The sequence below is a fragment of the Phycicoccus sp. CSK15P-2 genome (assembly GCF_016888005.1).
GTDB lineage: Bacteria > Actinomycetota > Actinomycetes > Actinomycetales > Dermatophilaceae > Phycicoccus.
The window spans coordinates 34788-49317 of sequence record NZ_JAFDVE010000029.1; the positions used below are offsets into that span (position 1 = coordinate 34788).

General features: G+C 73.1%; 17 protein-coding genes. 5 read left to right on the forward strand and 12 right to left on the reverse strand.

Annotated elements, in window-relative coordinates; all coding sequences use genetic code 11:
* Positions 1-13: 13 nt before the first annotated feature.
* From JQN72_RS16160 to JQN72_RS16170, 3 genes are read right to left on the reverse strand one after another with little or no spacing between them, the layout of a single operon-like run.
* Positions 14-406 (reverse strand): hotdog domain-containing protein, encoded by a 393-nt coding sequence (locus tag JQN72_RS16160; RefSeq protein ID WP_204136165.1) that lies wholly within the window; start codon positions 404-406, stop codon positions 14-16.
* Positions 403-1206 (reverse strand): OAM dimerization domain-containing protein, encoded by an 804-nt coding sequence (locus tag JQN72_RS16165; RefSeq protein WP_204136166.1) that lies wholly within the window; start codon positions 1204-1206, stop codon positions 403-405. Before JQN72_RS16165 ends, JQN72_RS16160 begins: the two co-directional genes overlap by 4 nt.
* Complete coding sequence (locus tag JQN72_RS16170) at positions 1203-2801, reverse strand: lysine 5,6-aminomutase subunit alpha (RefSeq protein WP_204136167.1); 1599 nt, start codon at positions 2799-2801, stop codon at positions 1203-1205. Before JQN72_RS16170 ends, JQN72_RS16165 begins: the two co-directional genes overlap by 4 nt.
* A gap of 142 nt (positions 2802-2943) precedes the next feature.
* Here JQN72_RS16170 and JQN72_RS16175 point away from each other — a divergent pair, with 142 nt between their 5' ends.
* Positions 2944-3510 (forward strand): GNAT family protein, encoded by a 567-nt coding sequence (locus JQN72_RS16175; protein WP_307812762.1) that lies wholly within the window; start codon positions 2944-2946, stop codon positions 3508-3510.
* Here the strand turns inward: JQN72_RS16175 and JQN72_RS16180 are convergent.
* The 4 genes from JQN72_RS16180 to JQN72_RS16195 form a co-directional block, all read right to left on the reverse strand.
* Entirely contained in the window at positions 3507-4052 is a 546-nt protein-coding gene (locus JQN72_RS16180) for a hypothetical protein (protein ID WP_204136168.1), read from the reverse strand. The two genes, JQN72_RS16175 and JQN72_RS16180, sit on opposite strands and share 4 nt — an antisense overlap.
* Before the next feature lie 109 nt (positions 4053-4161).
* Positions 4162-4737 (reverse strand): GNAT family N-acetyltransferase, encoded by a 576-nt coding sequence (locus JQN72_RS19090; RefSeq protein ID WP_239100764.1) that lies wholly within the window; start codon positions 4735-4737, stop codon positions 4162-4164.
* On the reverse strand, positions 4634-6184 hold the full coding sequence (locus JQN72_RS16190; RefSeq protein WP_204136170.1) for an amidohydrolase: 1551 nt from the start codon (positions 6182-6184) through the stop codon (positions 4634-4636). Before JQN72_RS16190 ends, JQN72_RS19090 begins: the two co-directional genes overlap by 104 nt.
* A gap of 26 nt (positions 6185-6210) precedes the next feature.
* Positions 6211-7266, reverse strand: a complete 1056-nt coding sequence (locus tag JQN72_RS16195; protein WP_307812764.1) for an L-erythro-3,5-diaminohexanoate dehydrogenase — start codon at positions 7264-7266, stop codon at positions 6211-6213.
* A gap of 87 nt (positions 7267-7353) precedes the next feature.
* Between JQN72_RS16195 and JQN72_RS16200 the strand changes: the two genes are divergently transcribed.
* Together JQN72_RS16200 and ybaK are read left to right on the forward strand one after the other, a co-directional pair.
* Positions 7354-8799: a KamA family radical SAM protein gene (locus JQN72_RS16200; RefSeq protein WP_204136171.1), complete on the forward strand. Its 1446-nt coding sequence runs from the start codon at positions 7354-7356 to the stop codon at positions 8797-8799.
* 33 nt (positions 8800-8832) lie between these two features.
* The gene (ybaK, locus tag JQN72_RS16205) at positions 8833-9318 is read left to right on the forward strand and encodes a Cys-tRNA(Pro) deacylase (RefSeq protein ID WP_204136172.1); all 486 of its coding nucleotides are present in this window, start codon (positions 8833-8835) and stop codon (positions 9316-9318) included.
* Positions 9319-9338: 20 nt separating this feature from the next.
* Here ybaK and JQN72_RS16210 read toward each other — a convergent pair whose 3' ends face one another.
* Positions 9339-9911 carry a helix-turn-helix domain-containing protein gene (locus JQN72_RS16210; protein WP_204136173.1) on the reverse strand — a complete coding sequence of 191 codons (573 nt, stop codon included), beginning with the start codon at positions 9909-9911 and terminating at the stop codon, positions 9339-9341.
* Between the two features lie 51 nt (positions 9912-9962).
* Between JQN72_RS16210 and JQN72_RS16215 the strand changes: the two genes are divergently transcribed.
* On the forward strand, positions 9963-10928 hold the full coding sequence (locus tag JQN72_RS16215; protein ID WP_204136174.1) for an NAD(P)/FAD-dependent oxidoreductase: 966 nt from the start codon (positions 9963-9965) through the stop codon (positions 10926-10928).
* Positions 10929-10932: 4 nt separating this feature from the next.
* Here the strand turns inward: JQN72_RS16215 and JQN72_RS16220 are convergent, their stop codons facing one another.
* From JQN72_RS16220 to JQN72_RS16230, 3 genes are all read right to left on the reverse strand, one after another.
* Positions 10933-11514: a DinB family protein gene (locus JQN72_RS16220; RefSeq protein ID WP_307812766.1), complete on the reverse strand. Its 582-nt coding sequence runs from the start codon at positions 11512-11514 to the stop codon at positions 10933-10935.
* Positions 11505-11927: an Lrp/AsnC family transcriptional regulator gene (locus JQN72_RS16225; protein ID WP_204136175.1), complete on the reverse strand. Its 423-nt coding sequence runs from the start codon at positions 11925-11927 to the stop codon at positions 11505-11507. The genes JQN72_RS16220 and JQN72_RS16225 overlap by 10 nt, the downstream gene beginning before the upstream one ends.
* A 113-nt stretch (positions 11928-12040) precedes the next feature.
* Complete coding sequence (locus tag JQN72_RS16230; protein ID WP_204136176.1) at positions 12041-12796, reverse strand: class I SAM-dependent methyltransferase; 756 nt, start codon at positions 12794-12796, stop codon at positions 12041-12043.
* 96 nt (positions 12797-12892) lie between these two features.
* Here JQN72_RS16230 and JQN72_RS16235 point away from each other — a divergent pair, with 96 nt between their 5' ends.
* Positions 12893-13837: a 5'-3' exonuclease gene (locus tag JQN72_RS16235; protein ID WP_204136177.1), complete on the forward strand. Its 945-nt coding sequence runs from the start codon at positions 12893-12895 to the stop codon at positions 13835-13837.
* A gap of 148 nt (positions 13838-13985) precedes the next feature.
* On the opposite strand, the gene JQN72_RS16240 is transcribed toward JQN72_RS16235, so the two are convergent.
* A complete protein-coding gene (locus JQN72_RS16240; RefSeq protein ID WP_204136178.1) occupies positions 13986-14528 on the reverse strand; it encodes a hypothetical protein in 543 nt (180 codons plus the stop codon).
* Between the last annotated feature and the right edge of the window lie 2 nt (positions 14529-14530).

The window sequence follows — 14530 nt, forward strand, 5'->3', positions numbered from 1 at the left end:
CGCTCACGGTAGGTCACCCCGCTGGAGGGACGACGACGACCCCTCGGGCCGTCGTCGCGACGAGCGGTGGGTCGAGGGCGTCGGCGGCCGACTCCCCGCGCTCCCGTGCCCCGCGTCCGACGACCCGGACGGTGAAGTCCATCTCACGCGACCGGGTCCCGACCCGCACCATCCGGGCCTCCACCTCGATGACGTCCCCCGCGCGGACCGGCGCGACGAACTGGACGTCGGAGTACGAGGCGAACAGGCCCTCGTCGCCGTCGGTGCGGATGCACATCTCGGTCGCCACGTCCCCGAACGCCGCCAGGCTGTAGGCACCGTCGACGAGGTTCCCCGCGTAGTGCGCGTGGCTGTACGGGACGTACCGGCGGTGGGTGACGGTCAGACCGACCTCTGCGCGGGTCATCGCTGCTCTCCTCGGGCGTCGCGCGTCGTGCGGGAGGTCACGAGCTCGTGGACGAGGTAGGAGGCGACCTCGCCGGGTGTCGTGCCGCGCCCGAAGACGCGATCGACCCCGAGCGCGGCCGCGGTGCCTTCCTCGAAGCGTGGGCCCCCGACGACGAGCAACGGGACCTGTCCCGCCGGGAACGCCTCGCGGAACGCCGCGGACATCGTCGTCGTGTTGTGGAGGTGGGCGTCCTTCTGGGTCACGACCTGGGAGACGAGCACGGCGTCGGCACCCACCTCGCGCGCCGACGCGACGAGCTCGGGGACGAGCACCTGGGCGCCGAGGTTCACGACTTTCATCTCCCGGTAGTACTCCAGCCCCTTCTCCCCCGCGAAGCCCTTGATGTCGAGGATCGCGTCGATGCCGACGGTGTGCGCGTCGGTGCCGATGCACGCCCCGACGACGACGAGCTTGCGTCCCAGCCTCCGGCGGATCGCCTGGTTGGCCTCGGCGGGCGTGAGGAGCGGGTACTCGCGCTCGACGACGCGGACCTCCCGGAGGTCGACGAGGTGGGAGACCGAGCCGTAGACGACGAAGAACGTGAAGTCCGGCCCCATCGCCTTGGCGTGGACCAGCAGGGCGGGTGCCAGGCCCATCTTCGACGCCAGCTGCAGCGCGGCGCCCTCGGCGCGCTTGTCGTGCGGTAGCGGGAGTGTGAAGGACACCTGGACCATCCCGTCACCGGTCGTGTCGCCGTAGGGGCGGACCAGGGGTCCGAGGGTCCCCCTTCCCGTCGCGACGTCGGGTGGGGTGCTCATCGGGCGGTCCCTTCCTCGAGGAGGGCGGTCGCGGGGTTGTCGTACCCGTCGGCCTTGACGACGACGCCGCCCCGCCCCTTCCCCGCCTCGGGCGGGCGGCGCATCGCCCCGAAGGTGCCGTCCGCGATGGCGGCGAGCAGTGGCGGATGTCCACCGGCGTCGCGGTCGGCGACGATCTGCTCGAGCAGCTCGACCGCCTCCGAGAGCACCTGACGTGCCCGGTTCTGGACGAAGCCGTCGCGGGGCGGGTGGAAGTCCTCGGTCAGCCCCGACGCGGCGTCCATGACGTAGCGGACGTTCTGGAGAGCCAGGTCGCGGTCGGAGAGCCACGGGGTGACGACCGCCTCGGTCATCATCCCGACGAGGAGGATGCCCTGGCCGGTCAGCGCCCCCGCGAGGTTGAAGAAGCCGTCGAGGAGGTAGCCGCGGAAGACGTCGCCGGTCATGTGCTTGGTCGGCGGCATCCACTTCAGGGGCGCCTTCGGGAACAGCTGCCGGGCGAGGAGTGCGTGGGCGAGCTCCATCCGGAAGCTGTCCGGTACCGCGGGGTCGATCTCGAAGGCGTGGCCGAGGCCCAGCTGCCAGTCCTCGAGGCCGGCCTCCTTGGCGAAGTACTCGTTGAGCAGCTGGGAGACGGTGACGGTGTGGGCTGCCTCGACGGCGTCCGCGGTCGTGAGGTAGTTGTCCTCGCCGGTGTTGATGATGATGCCGGCGCGCGCGTGCACCTGGCGGCTGAACCGCTGGTCCACGAAGGTGCGCACGGGGTTGATGTCGCGGAAGAGGATCCCGTACATCGAGTCGTTGAGCATCATGTCGAGCCGCTCGAGCCCGGCGAGGACGGCGATCTCGGGCATGCACAGCCCGGAGGCGTAGTTCGTGAGCCGTACGTAGCGGCCGAGCTCGCGGCTGGTGGCGTCGAGGGCGGCTCGCATGAGACGGAAGTTCTCCTGCGTGGCGTAGGTCCCCGCGTAGCCTTCCCGGGTGGCGCCCTCGGGCACGAAGTCGAGCAGCGACTGGCCCGTGGACCGGATGACGGCGATGACGTCGGCGCCGGCCCGCGCGGCGGCCTGGGCCTGCGGGATGTCCTCGTGGATGTCCCCCGTGGCCACGATGAGGTAGACCCAGGGGGTGCGCGGCGCGTCCCCGACCTTCGCGATGATCCGCTCCCGGGCCGTCCGCTGGCGGTCCATCGCCCGGACCCCGGCGGCGACGGCGGAGCGGGCGCTGCGACGGGCCGGGCCGGCGTCGCGGCCGTCGGGGAGTCGGAACCCCACTCCCCCGGCGCTCGCCTTCTGCGCCAGGGTGAGCAGGTCGAGCGCCTCGGACCGGTGCAGGGCGTCCCAGACGGGTGTCGTCACGCCGTGCTCGAGGCCGACCTCGGCACGGACGGCGTCGACGAGGTGGTTGACCCACGGGGTGCCCTCGTGGTCGGCGCCGGTCAGGCCGGCCAGCCGCAGCGTGGCGCGCTCGACGGACACCGTCGTGTGGGCCCGGGCGAGGTCCACGACCGGCTTGCCCGCCGCGCGGGCGAGGCTACGGGCCCGGCGGACGACGGTGGGGTCGAGCTCCAGGAGCTTCTGCGGGCGTGAAGACACGGCGTCAACCTAGCAATGCTGCCGCAGGTATTGCCGCATGATGAGCCGTGAGCCGGAGATCCTTGGCCCGGGTGCGATGAAGGCCGAAGCCGCGAGGGGAAATCCACTGGTCGTGGTCCACCGCCGATGGTTGGGTTGCGACGTGGATGCAGGACCCATCTGGCCGAAGACCGACCAGGACCTCACGTACCGTCCGCCCACGGAGGCCGACGTCGGGCCCTTGCTCGCCTGGCGCAACCGCCCCGAGGTCTCGCGCTGGCTCCTCCGGACGCATGCCGACGAGGACGCGATGCGCGAGTCGCTCCGCGGGCCGGCGGACCCGGACGACCACTCGTTCGTCGCGCTGCTTGGCGACGCGGTGGTCGGGGCCGGCTACCTCCACGTCAGGGACGGCATGGGCCAGGACGGCGAGACGGAGCATGCCCGGGCCGAGGCGCTCCTGGGCTGGAACGTCTCCCCCTCCCACTGGGGCCGCGGCATCGGCACGCGCGTCGCGCGGGCTCTGCTGGATGTCGCGTTCGGCGAGCTGCGCCTGCACCGCGTCACGGCCGGGTGCTTCGCCGACAACGTCGCGTCGTGGCGCGTCATGGAGAAGGCCGGGATGCGCCGCGAGCAGCACGGCGTCCAGGACTCCTGGCACGCGCAGCTCGGCTGGGTCGACGGGTACACGTACGCCATGCTCCGCTCGGAGTGGCGGGCCGCCCGCTAGTCGAACGGGAGCAGGCCGTCCTGGCGCAGGCGTCCGTTCTCGCCCAGGTGCCGCAGCGTGGCGACCACGAGCACGACGAGACCCGCGAGGGTGAAGCCGAGCGACACCCCCGCGTGCGGTCCGCCGTCGTCGGGCGAGGTCGTGACGAGGAAGGTCAACGAGCAGAAGGCCGCTGCCGCCGTCGGGCCCCAGAGTCCCCCGAGCGCCACGGTGTCCTCCGCCTGAGCCGACAGGGCGATGGGCACCGCGAGCCCGGCACCGGCGGCAGCGGGCACGACGAGCAGGGCCGTCCCCGGGGTGAAGACGGGGTAGTCGTAGACCTCCTGCCACAACGGCGAGCCGTCGGGCGTGACCTGGCCCCCGGTGAGGACCAGCGATCCGAGCAGGTAGCCGACGTACAGGAGGGCCAGCCCCATCTGGATGCTCGCGTACCCGACGTACAGGGCTGTCTGCTCCGGTCTCCAGCGCTCGGGCCCCCAGTCCTTCCGGCGGACGTAGCCCCGCCATCCCGACCACCCTGAGGACCGCCCCTGCCGCGTCACGGCGCGAGTCTGGCACAGAGGTCGGGCCCGTCGTGCAGCATTGAGGACATTGCGCCGGGTCTCCGACCGCCCTGCACGAGAGGTCGGTTGGTCCGGAAGGTCGGGCGCTTCAGCGGCGGTACGCCAGCTCGACCTCGACCGGGAACGGGGGGAACTCGGCAGGTCGTGAGCGGCCGGTCGGCGCCCACCCGAGGTGCTCGTACATGCTCCGCGCGCGGTGGTTCCGCTCGAGCACCCAGAGTCGGGGGTCGACCATCCGCGAGGTCGCCACGCCGAGGGCCTTCCGCGCGTGGCCGCGGCGCCAGTACCGGGGGTGCACACCCAGGTGGCGGACCTCCGCCTCGTCGAAAGCGACGAACGCCACCACCAGGCCCGGGTGCTCCTCGTCGTCCAGGACCTCGACGGCGACCTCCGGGTCGGCGAGGGCCTCGACCCAGCGCTGCCGCACCGTGTCCGTGGGATACGGGTACTCGGACGGCGGGAAGACGTGCCCGAGCGCGGCGATGGACGCAGCACGTTCGACGTCGGTGAGCGCCCCGACGTCCGCGGCGCCCGCAGGGCGGAACGCCGGCCGAGGACGCTCAGGCCGGGCGCCGATGGAGGACCTCCCCCGCGCGCACGGTGAGCCGGCACTCGGGCAGCGGCGCTCCCCCGCCGAGGACAGGCAGGCCGTCGGGCCCGACATCCTCCACCCGCCACACCGCGAAGGTGGCCGTGGAGTCGACCTCGAGGGCCCCGCCGCCGGTACCGGAAAGCTCCTGGCCGCCGACCGTGTGGGCGTGCAGCGCGGTGCGGGCGTCGATGCGCTGGGGCGGCTCGCGATGCTCGACCGCGGCGCGGACCGCGGCCCACGGCGCGAACGGTGTCACGGGTGAGTCCGAGCCGAGCCCGAGGCGCACTCCCGCCGCCGAGAAGGCCGCGAGGAGGTTGGTCGCGACTCCCCGCTCGGCGCCGAGCCGCTCGGCGTAGAGGCCCTCGCGTCCGCCCCAGTAGGCGTCGAACGCCGGCTGCACGCTCGCGCCGAGCCCGAGCCGCGCCATCGTGGCGATCCCCGCGGCATCGACCATCTCGGCGTGCTCGAGGCGCGGGCGGGACCGGTGCACCGCGTCGACGCCCACGATCTCGGCCGCGCGGACGTACCCCTCGAGGACGAGGTCCATGGCCGCGTCACCGATGACGTGGAAGCCGCTCTGCACCCCCGCCGCCGCGCACGCCGCGACGTGGTCGCGCACGGCCGTCGAGTCGCGGTAGGCGGTTCCGCGACACCCCGCCCGGTCGGTGTAGTCCTCCCGCAGCAGCGCCGTGTGCGAACCGATGGAGCCGTCGATGTTGAGATCGCCCCCGAGCCCGCGAGCACCGTGCAGCGCCACGAGGGCTCGGGCCTGCTCGGGGTCGGTGACCGCCTCGGCCCAGTACCCGACGGTCTCGGGAAGGTCCGGACGTCGGCCGAGGTCGAGGACGTCGGCGAAGTCCTCGGCCGACGTGAGCAGCGGCCCGCCGCACTCGTGCACCGCGACGACGCCCTGAGCCGCCGCGGCCCGCAGCGCGGTCTCGATGTCGGCCCGCCGCTCCGACGCGCTGCGCGAGGCGTCGTAGGCCGCCCGAGCGGCGTTCTTGGCGTCCCGGACGACGAAGCCGGAGGGCGACCACCCGTCGAGGCCGTCCGCACCCGAGAGTGCCGCGAGGGCGCTGGAGACGACCGCGGAGTGACCGTCGATCCGGGAGGCGTAGACGAGCGCTCCTCCGGCCGCCCGGTCGAGCTCGGCGGAGGTCATCGCGCGCTCACGCGTCCAGTCCTGCTCCTGCCAGCCATGGGCGAACACCGGCCGGCCGGGGCTCCTCCGTGCTCCGGCAGCCACGAGATCGAGCGCCTCGGTGACCGTGCGGGTCCCCGCGAGGTCGACGCCCTGCATCCCGAGACCCGTGTGCGAGAGGTGGGCGTGCGCGTCGACGAACCCCGGGAGGACGAGGTCGCCCTCCAGGTCGACCACCGTGTCGACGTCCTCGAGGAACCTCGCGGCGGCGTCCTCGGCGCCGAGCCAGGAGACCCTGCCGTCCACCACGAGGAGCGCCGTCGCCGCGGGATGCTCGGGGCTACGGACCCGCCCGCGGCGATAGAGGGTGCTCGGCACGGCGCCACCCTACGGGCGCCGTCCCCTCAGGCGGGCGAGAGGCGGGCCTCGAAGAGGGCCCGGACGTCGGGGTCGGCGCGGACCAGGCCGAGCGCGTAGTCGGCGTGCCCGGGGAGGAAGCCGTTGCCGACGAGCATCGTCACGTCTGCGGCGAGGCCCTCGGCGCCGAGCGCGGCCGCGGTGAAGCTCGTCGCCATCGAGAAGTACACGACCGTCCCACCCTGAGCGGTGGCGAGGACCGCGGGCTGCTCGCAGCCGGGGACGTCGACGCACACCACGGTGACGTTCGCCGGACCGCCTGCCGAGGCGACCGCCTCGGACAGCCCGAGCGGGGAGCGGGCGTCCGCGACGACCACCGCGTCGGCGAGGTCCGTGCCGCGCAGGGTTGCCGCCTCCGCCTCGGTGGGCACCACACCGATCCGGTGTCCGGCCCCCGCGTCTCTGGCCGCGGCCAGGGCCAGGGACCCGGACTTGCCGGCCCCGCCGAGGACGGCCACGCTCGGCGCCTCGCCGCGCTGCACGCGTTCCCGGACGACCCGTGCCACCAGGGCGGGCGCGCCGCAGACGTCCATCACCATGAGGGCGAGCTCGGCCGGGAGGTCCTCCGGCAGCGGTGCGGCGACCGAGCGGCCGAACAGGACGGCCGTACCCCGGGCAGGGACCCGCTCCGAGCAGCCGTCCCACCGCGCGAGGCCGTCGGTGAGGACGAGCGGGGTCAGGGAGAGCGAGACGAGGGTCGCCACGCGGTCCCCCACCGAGAGGCCGAGCGCTGACTCGGGGCCGACCTCGGCGACCGTGCCGATGAGCATGCCCCCCGACCCCGTGACCGGGTTCTGCATCTTGCCCCGCTCGCCCACGATCGCGAGCACCTCCGCCCGGACCGCCGGCCCGTCACCGCCATGTTTCTCGCGCAGCTGGCGGAAGGACGCGGCGTCGAGGTTCAGGGTCTCGACGTCCACCCGGACCTCGTCCGGCCACAGCTCCGGCGAGGCGTCCAGGACCCGGGCCGCCTGCGGCAGCGTGGCTCCCTCGGGGTCGAGGACACGGTGGATACCGACCGGGGAGCTGGCGGTCTCTCGCACGAGAATCTCCTTGCGCGTCGGGGCGGGCCCGAAAGAACGACTGTCAGATAGCCGAAATGTCGCTATCTGTCCCGTATGGTGCCACGCATGACGACGATCATCGAGCAGCCGTACGCCTACCGGCGCACAGAGCTCGTCGAGCCGGACTGGACCCGTTTCCCCGGATGGCGCCACGTCACGCGCGAGGAGTGGGAGAGCGCCCAGTGGCAGCGGTCGCACTGCGTGAAGAACACGACACAGCTGCGTGCCGTCATGGGCGACCTGCTCGACGAGCGCTTCTACGTCGACCTCGAGCGGGACCAGGCCGAGCGGGCGACGATGGCGATGCTCGTCCCGCCCCAGATGCTCAACACCATGGTCCCCTCGACGAGCGGCACCGTGCCGTCGCGGGGGCCCGCGTACACGGAGGCCTTCTACGCCGACCCGGTGCGCCGCTACATGCTCCCGGTGTTCAGCGACCGGCGTGCCGACTGGCCCAGCCACCCGTTCGCCACGCGTGACAGCCTCCACGAGCACGCCATGTGGGCCGTCGAGGGGCTCACCCACCGGTACCCGACGAAGGTGCTGGCCGAGCTGCTCCCCACCTGCCCGCAGTACTGCGGGCACTGCACCCGGATGGACCTCGTCGGCACCTCGACGCCGCAGGTCCTCAAGCTCAGGCTCGCCGGCAAGCCGATGGACCGGTACGAGGCGATGCTCGGCTACCTGCAGCGGACCCCCGGGGTCCGGGACGTCGTCGTCTCCGGTGGCGATGTCGCGAACATGCCGTGGAAGAACCTCGAGGCATTCCTGGAGCGCCTGCTCGACGTCGAGTCCGTGCGCGACGTCCGCCTCGCGACCAAGGCGCTCATGGGGCTCCCGCAGCACTGGCTGCAACCCGACGTCGTCGAGGGCGTCGCGCGGGTCGCGGCCAAGGCGCGGTCCCGGGGTGTGTCGCTCGCGGTCCACACGCACGTGAACACCGTGTCCTCGGTGACCCCGCTCGTCGCCCGCGCCGCGCGCACGCTGCTCGACGCCGGCGTGCGGGACGTGCGCAACCAGGGTGTTCTCATGCGCGGGGTCAACGACTCCTCGGCGGGCCTCCTGGACCTGTGCTTCGCGCTGCAGGACGAGGCCGGTGTCACGCCCTACTACTTCTACATGTGCGACATGGTCCCGTTCTCGGAGCACTGGCGGCTGCCGCTGCGCCGGGCGCAGGAGCTGCAGCACGACATCATGGGGTACCTGCCGGGGTTCGCCACCCCGAGGATCGTCTGCGACGTCCCCTACGTCGGCAAGCGGTGGGTGCACCAGGTCGACACCTACGACACGACGACCGGGATGTCGTTCTGGCGGAAGAACTACCGGACCTCGATCGAGGGTGACGACGCCGAGGCACTCTCGCGCGAGTACGTCTACTACGACCCGGTCGACACCCTCTCCGAGGAGGGGCAGGCGTGGTGGCGGCGCAACACCGATGTCGGGTCCGCCCATACGGCCGCCCTCGCGGGAGCGGGCGCCAGCCGCGCAGCCTCGGCCGCCGACCTCGTCTGACACCACCGGCACCCGCCGCATAGGGTCGGCGGCATGGCTCGTCGTGCACCGTCCGGGACACCGGCGACCATCGCGCTGACGAGCGCCGGGGTGGAGTTCACCCAGCACCCGTACGAGCACGACCCGACGGCGCCGTCCTACGGTCTGGAGGCCGCCGAGGTCCTCGGACAACCGCCCGAGCAGGTTTTCAAGACCCTCCTCGTCGACACCGGCACCGGTCTCGCCGTCGCGGTCGTCCCGGTGTCCGGCTCCCTCGACCTCAAGGCCACGGCCGCGGCACTGGGGGTGAAGAAGGTGGCGATGGCGGACCCCGCCGCCGCGGAGCGGGTGACCGGCTACGTCGTGGGCGGGATCTCCCCGGTCGGCCAGAAACGCACGCTCCCCACGGTCGTCGACGAGTCCGCCGAGCTCTTCGACGTCGTCTTCGTCTCGGGTGGTCGTCGTGGCCTGGACCTCGGCGTCTCGCCGGCCGACCTCGTCCGGCTCACCGGCGCGACCATCGCCGACATCGCCCGCTGAGCCGGCGTCGCTCGCGAGGCTCAGCCCCGGGGCTTGGACCGTGCCCGGACGTGCATCCGCTCACCCTGCGGACCCATGATGCTGAGCAGCTCGACCGGACGGTCGTCCGCACAGCCGAACCAGTGCGGGGTCCGGGTGTCGAACTCGGCGACCTCCCCGACGCCGAGGACGAGGTCGTGCTCCCCGAGCACGAGCCGGAGCCGGCCGTCGAGCACGTAGATCCAGTCGTGGCCCTCGTGGGAGCGCGGGTCGGGCTCCCGTCCGTCGGGACGCATCACCATCTTGAACGCGCGCGGGCCGCCGACCCGGTTCGTCAACGAGATGACCGGCCCGTGCGGGTGCTCGACCGGCTTCAGATGCACGCGCGGGTCTCCGGTCGGCGGGGCGTCGACGAGCTCGTCGAGGGTGACCCGGTAGGTGCGCGCGAGGGACACGAGGAGCTCGAGGGTGGCCCGGCGTGACCCCGACTCGAGCCGCGACAGCGTGCTCACCGAGACGCCGGTGTCCGAAGAGACGTCGGCCAGGGTGAGCCGGCGGCTCGTACGCACCGACCGCAGCCGGGCGCCGACCGTCACCGGGTCGAGGTTTGCCATGTCGGCAATCTACCTTGGCGTCCCGAGCGGGTCGGGGGCACGCTCTTCGCCATGAGCCCAGACACAGCCCACTCCCCCACGTCCGTGGACGTCCTCGTCGTCGGCGGCGGCGCCGCAGGTCTGTCCGCCGCGACGCTCCTCGCCCGGTCCTGCCGCGACGTCGTCGTCCTCGACTCCGGCAGCCCGCGCAACGCCCCCGCCGACGGGGTACACGCGTTCCTCGGCCACGACGGGGTGCCGCCCACGGAGCTCCTGGCACGCGGCCGGGCAGAGCTGGAGTCGTACGGTGGGCGGGTCGTCCCCGGTGCGGCTCGGGGCGCCCGACGCACCGAGGACCGGGTCGTCGTGCGCGACGGGACGGGGACCGAGTGGGCCGCCCGACACGTGGTCCTCGCGTCAGGTGCGGTCGACCGGCTGCCCGACGTCCCGGGCCTGCACCGCCACTGGGGGCGCACGGTCGTCCACTGCCCCTACTGCCACGGATGGGAGGTGCGGGACTCCCGTGTCGTCGTCCTCGCCACGACGCCGATGGCCCTGCACCAGACGAGCCTCTTCGGCAACCTCACCGACCGGCTGACGGTCCTCGCCCACGACCCCGCCCTCCTCGACGGAGCGGCGCGCGACCGGCTGGAGCGGTTGGGTGTCGAGGTCGTCGACGGGCCGGCGACCGGTGTCGTCGAGTGTGACGGTGTCCTCAGCGGCATCGAGACCGCCCGGGGGGTCGTGCAGGCGGACGCCGTCGCGGTGCAGAGCTTCGTCGAGCCGCAGTCCGCTCTCCTCGAGGACCTCGGGCTGGAGCCGGTGGACGTCGAGGCGGGCGGGACGGTGGTCGCACGACAGGTGCCGGCCGACCCCACGGGCCGCACCGACGTGCCGCGGGTGTGGGTGGCCGGCAACGTCGCACAGGCGATGACCCAGGTCGTCGCCGCGGCAGCCGCGGGGACGATGACCGGGGCGGTGGTCAACGCCGACCTCGTGGCGGAGGACGAGGAGGCACGGCTCGCCCGCCCGGCGTGACGTCTCAGCGGTGGGCGTCGGCCGCCGCCTGGACCGCGGCGTGGAACCGCTGCCAGTGCTCGGCGTCGCCGACGGCGTCGTGGTCGCGACCCGCCCGGCCGTCGACGAGCTCGCGCAGGATCTCGGCGTGCCCCGCGTGCTGCGCGGTCTCGCAGGTGACACGGACCACGAGGTGCCCGAAGGTCGTCCTGCCCCGGTCCTCGGGCCACCAGACCGGCTCGGCCGGATGGTCGAGCGGCAGCTCGGCGAGGCTGGCGTCGGACAGCGACCAGGCCTCGCGGTACAGGCCGACGACCCACTCGCGGGACTCGTCGGCGCGCGCGTACATGTCGCCGCCCTCCCAGATCGAGCCGTCCTCGTCCCACGGCAGGGTCGGTGCGGGGCGCCCGACCGCGGCGGACAGGTACCCGACCTCGACTCCCGCGAGGTGCTTGACCAGCCCGAGCACGTTCGTCCCCGTAGGGGTCATCGGGCGGCGTGCGTCGTACTCGGAGAGGCCGTCGAGGGCGCGCAGCATCGCGTCCCGGCCGTCCTGGAGATAGCGCTGCAGGTCAGCGGTCAGGCCCGCGGGCGGGGTCACTCCCACGGGGTGGACAGGACGACGGTCGTGCGGGTGGAGACGTGGGCCGCGCCCCGGATCCGGGCGATGAGCTCCTCGAGCTCGGTGGGGTTCGAGACCCTGATCTTGAGGATGTAGTGCTCGTCCCCCGCGACGGAGTGGCACTCCTCGATCTGCGGGATGTCGCGGAGACGCTGCGGCACGTCGTCGGGAGCAGCCGGGTCGAGCGGGGTCACCGACATGAAGGCCGTGAGCTCCTGGCCGAGGGCTCGATGGTCCACCTTGACGGTGTACCCCGTGACGACCCCGCGCTCCTCGAGGCGTCGGACGCGCTGGTGGACGGCCGAGGTCGACATACCGAGGGTGCGGCCGAGGTCGGTGTAGCTCATCCGCCCGTCCTCGGCGAGGAGGTCGACGATGCGCCGGTCGAGGTCTTCCACGCCGTCACCCTAGTGCGCAGGGGCCACACCGAGGGGCGGCGGGCCCACGACGCGGGCCGCTGGTGTGTGACCGACCACCCTGCCGTCGCCCCACACGACGACCCGAGCAGTGGTCAGTGGGAGCCGTTCCGGGCTCGGGCCCCCCGGGCGGCCCGGAGGACCGAACGCCGTACGCCGACGGGCACCGTACGCCGGACGAGGCCGCGCATCGCACCCGGAGCCGATCCACTCGGCGACACCGGCTTGCGGGCGAAACCCCAGGTACGCACCTCGTGGCACTCCTCGTAGCCGCCGCCCTCGGCGAGCAGCCGGAAGACCAGACGTACCTGCCCAGTGTCTCGCTCCTCCGGGCTCAGCCGCTTGACCCAGGGCTTGTCCCGCATCGAGGCGCTGCCCCCGAGGGTCCAGTCCAGGTCGTCGAAAACCACCCAGCCCCCGGGGACGAGGAGGCGGTCGGCGAGGTGGAAGGCGAACCCAGTCGTGTCCCACGTGTGGCCGCCGTCGATGTACACGAGGTCGAACCGCGGTGTGGGGTCGTCCCGGATGAGCTTCATCATCTCCCATGTGAAGCTCGTGTGGGCCATGACCGGCGTGATCCGGTCCCCCATCCCGGTGCGGCGTCCCAGCTCCCAGATATTGGGATCGCGGCGCTCGGCGTCGGTGCGGTCGATCGTCAGGACGTGGCCGTTCTTCGGGTCGACCTCCTCTACCGCTGCCGCGAGGTAGCAGGACGACTTGCCGTGGGCGAAGCCCAGCTCCAGCACCCGGGAGAGCCGCTTGCGCAGGACGAAGTCGTACATGACCTTCGCCTGGCCGGTCGTCATGAAGCGCGTGCCGGCCAAGGCCTTGTCGATGGTCGCGAAGTCCACTGTTCCCTCCGGTGATCGAAGAACGAGCCAACCACACCTGCGGCGCTGGACGCCACTTCGGTGAGCGGCGGGCTCCCTCACGCCTACGCTCGACCCATGCCGTTGGACCCGGGTCGACCACCGAAGCTGCTCCTCCTCGACTCCGCCTCGCTGTACTTCCGGGCGTTCTACGGAGTGCCGGACCAGCGCAAGGACACCTCCGAGACGCCGACCAACGCGCTGCGTGGCTTCCTCGACATGGTCGCCACGCTCGTCGGCCGGTACTCCCCCAGCCACCTCGTGGCCTGCTGGGACGACGACTGGCGGCCCCGGTGGCGGGTCGAGCTCGTCCCGACGTACAAGACACACCGGCTCACTCAGGGCTCCGAGACCGCCGAGGAGAGCCCGGACGACCTCACCCCCCAGGTGCCGCTCATCCGCGACGCCCTCGCCGCCGTCGGCATCGCCCGTCTCGGGGTGCCGGAGTGCGAGGCGGACGACGTCATCGGCACCCTCGCCACGCGCCACCACGGTGTCATGCCCGTCGATATCGTGACCGGCGACCGCGACCTCCTCCAGCTCGTCGACGACGACCACCACGTCCGGGTGCTCTACACGGGCAAGGGCGGGGTGCGCGAGCCGGACGTCTTCACCGCCGCGGCGCTCCGGGAGAGGTACGGCGTGCCGAGCGGCGACGCCTACCTCGACATGTCCGTCCTGCGTGGCGACACGAGCGACGGCCTGCCGGGCGTCAAGGGCATCGGCGACAAGACGGCGGCGGCCCTGGTCGCCGAGTACGGCTCGCTCACAGGCCTGCGCGAGGCGCTGGCGGCCGGCGACCCAGCCATCAAGGGCGCCCGGCGGACCAACCTCGAGGCGGCGTCCGACTACCTCGACGTCGCGCCACAGGTGGTCCGGGTGGTGCGGGACGCGCCCGTCGCGGACGTCGGTCTCGCGCTCCCCGAGGAGGTCGCCGACCGGCTGGCACTCGACGAGCTCGCGGCGCGCCTCGGGGTCGAGAACCCCGTCGGTCGCCTGCTCACGGCCCTCGGTCTGGCGTGACCTGACCGGCGGACCGCGCAGGGCGGCAGAGCCGTGACGAGCGGGAGACACCGAGCCCACAGCCGGCACCCGGGCCAGGCACGTCAGGGAGGCCAGGGCTCGGCTCGATGTATCCCGCCCGTCGACTCCACCGCCCGCCCGGCGTGCGTCAGCCCCGGTCGCAGTCGGCCGGGTCCGGGCACTCGGTGACGACCAGGCCGTCCGGCCCCTCGACGACCTGGACGGACAGCGTCCCCAGGGCCTCGGGGCGCCCTGACGCGTCGGTCTCCGGGCTGGCGAGGACGACGTCCAGGCTTCCGGCCGTGGTGGCCCGCGCGGTGACGGGCGCGACGAGGTCGGTACTTCGCCACCACCGGATGCCGGTTCCGCGCGGCACCTCCACCCCGCCGCGGCCCGTGACGCTGACGAGCACCGGCTCGGCGTCGGCAGGGACGTCCGGGACGGCCCGGACGCACAGGACGGCCTCGACCCGTCCGTCGTGCACGAGCCGCTTCCGGTCACGGACGGCCAGCGCGGCGTCCCAGGCCAGGGCGGGGTCCGGCGCAGGTCTGGTGCGGAGGCACTCGGTGGCGTTAGTCGGTGGCCAGGTCTCGGGCCGCTGCGGGCGCTCCGGGCCCGGGAGGTCCGTGCATCCGGGGAGGACGCACACGACGGCCGCCGCCGCCAGGCCCCGGGCACCGTGGCCGGCCACGA